2 protein-coding genes are annotated in these 2,496 nt (G+C 71.0%); both read left to right on the top strand.

Annotated features, from left to right (window positions below):
• Positions 1-974: beta-ketoacyl reductase (locus KN815_RS47365; protein WP_216347951.1), on the top strand; the 974-nt coding region annotated here is incomplete at its 5' end.
• Positions 975-1,021: 47 nt separating this feature from the next.
• Positions 1,022-2,496: type I polyketide synthase (locus tag KN815_RS47360; RefSeq protein ID WP_216347950.1), on the top strand; the 1,475-nt coding region annotated here is incomplete at its 3' end.

Below are 2,496 nucleotides of genomic sequence, written 5' to 3'. Positions count from 1 at the left end.
CCGGCCTTCTCCATGAACTCACGGAGGATCTCGACCTCAGCGCGTTCGTGCTCTTCTCGTCCGGCGCGGCCTCGTGGGGCGGGAGCCGACAGCCCTCCTACGCCGCCGCCAACGCCTATCTCGACGCCCTGGCCGAGCACCGCCGCGCCCGGGGACTCCCCGCCACCAGCCTCGCCTGGGCGCCGTGGAGCGATGCGGGCATGGCCGCCGACGAGGCCGTCGTCGAGTACTACCGCCGGCGCGGGATGCGTCCTCTGGACACCGATCTCGCCATCGCCTCGCTCCAGCACTCCCTCGACCACGGCGACACCACGGTCACCATCGCGGACATCGACTGGGAGAGGTTCCCGGCCGGGTTCACCGCACAGCGGCCCAGCCCGCTGCTGTCCGGCCTGGCCGCAGCCGCGTCGCCACGCGTCGATGCCACTCCGGACGACGCCGCGGCCGTGAGCAGTTCGCTTCAGCGGCAGTTGGCCACCGGCACCCCCGCCCAGCAGCACCAGCTTCTCCTCCATCACATCCAGACGCATGCCGCGGCGATCCTCGGCCACCCCACCATCGATGCCGTGCCACCCGCCCAGCCGTTCCAGGAGCTGGGGTTCGACTCGCTCACGGCCGTCGAATTCGGGCATCGGCTCTCCGCCGCCACCGGTCTCGACCTTCCGCCCACCCTGGTCTTCGACCACCCCACCCCCAAGGAGCTGGCCGACTTTCTGCGCGAGCGGCTCGTCGAGGGGGAGCTGACCTCCGAGGGACATCTGCTGTCGGAGCTCGACCGCTGGGACGCGGTCTCGGCGCCCTCGGCGGTGGACGAGGCGGCCCGTCGGCGGATCACCGGGCGACTGCGGCTGCTGCTGGCCAAGTGGAGCGACACGGAACGGGAAACGGAGCGTTCCGCGGCCCATAGCGAGCTCGAGACGGCGACGGCAGAGGACATCTTCGACCTCATCTCCGACGAGTTCGGAAAGTCGTGAGCCCGATGACCCCCATCCTCCGCGACGCGCCAAGGAGCCTCCGCTAGATGTCGAACGAAGAGAAGCTGCTCGACCACCTCAAGTGGGTCACGGCCGAGTTGCGCCAGACCCGTGAGCGTCTGCGAGAGGCCGAGTCCGCCGAGCCGGAGCCCATCGCGATCGTGGGCATGGCCTGCCGCTATCCGGGCGGGGTGCGGTCGCCGGAGGAGCTGTGGCGGCTGGTGCGGGACGGGGAGGACGCCGTCTCCGGCTTTCCCACGGACCGGGGGTGGGGCACCGAGGAGCTGTTCGACCCGGACCCCGAAAGCTACGGGAAGTCCTATGTGGACCAAGGCGGATTCTGCTACGACGCGACCGAATTCGACGCGGCCTTCTTCGACATCAGCCCCCGCGAGGCCCAGGCCATGGACCCTCAGCAGCGGCTGCTGCTGGAGACCGCGTGGGAGGCGTTCGAGCGCGCCGGGCTCAATCGGGAGTCGCTGAGCGGCAGTAACACCGGGGTGTTCGCCGGGGTGGGTTCGCATGACTATCTGTCGGTCATCGGCAACATCACCAGCGAGGTGGAGGGGTACGTCGGCGCCGGGAACCTCGGCAGTGTGGTGTCCGGCCGGGTCGCCTACTCGCTCGGCCTGGAGGGTCCGGCCGTCACGGTGGACACCGCGTGTTCCTCATCGCTGGTCGCCATCCACCTGGCCTCTCAGGCACTGCGCCAGGGCGAATGCGATCTGGCCCTGGCCGGCGGGGTGGCCGTGATGGCGACGCCCGGCGCGTTCATCGAGTTCTCCCGGCAGCGTGGCATGGCCCCGGACGGCCGTTGCAAGCCGTTCGCGGCGGCCGCCGACGGCACTGGATGGGGCGAGGGCGCCGGGTTGCTCGTCCTGGAGCGCCTGTGCGAGGCGCGGCGCCGCAACCGCCGTATTCTCGGGGTGATCCGGGGTTCGGCGGTCAACCAGGACGGCGCAAGCAACGGCCTCACGGCGCCCAACGGGCCCTCGCAGCAACGGGTGATCCGACAGGCGCTCGCCAACGCCCGGCTGTCGCCATCCGAGGTGGACGCGGTCGACGGACACGGCACCGGGACCACGCTCGGCGATCCGATCGAGGCGCAGGCGCTGCTGGCCACGTATGGCCAGGGCAGGCCGGAGGACGGGCCGCTGTGGCTCGGCTCGATCAAGTCCAACCTGGGGCACACCCAGGCCGCCGCCGGTGCGGCCAGTGTGATCAAGATGGTGATGGCGATGCGCCATGAGCTGCTGCCCGTCTCGCTGCATATCGACGAGCCGACGCCCCACGCCGACTGGGCGTCGGGTGCGGTGCGGCTGCTGACCGAGCCGGTCGCCTGGCCGCGTGGGGAGCGTCCGCGCCGGGCCGGTGTGTCGGCGTTCGGCATCTCCGGTACGAATGCCCATCTGATCCTTGAGCAGGCCCCCGAACCGCCCGAGGCCACCACCACACCGGACACCTCGCCAGGCGGTCTCGCGGCGGGTGGTGTAGTGCCGTGGGTGGTGTCCGGACGTGGCCA

It is taken from the genome of Streptomyces niphimycinicus, from assembly GCF_018883605.1.
Lineage (GTDB): Bacteria > Actinomycetota > Actinomycetes > Streptomycetales > Streptomycetaceae > Streptomyces > Streptomyces niphimycinicus.
This window is presented reverse-complemented; position numbering and strand designations above follow the sequence as displayed.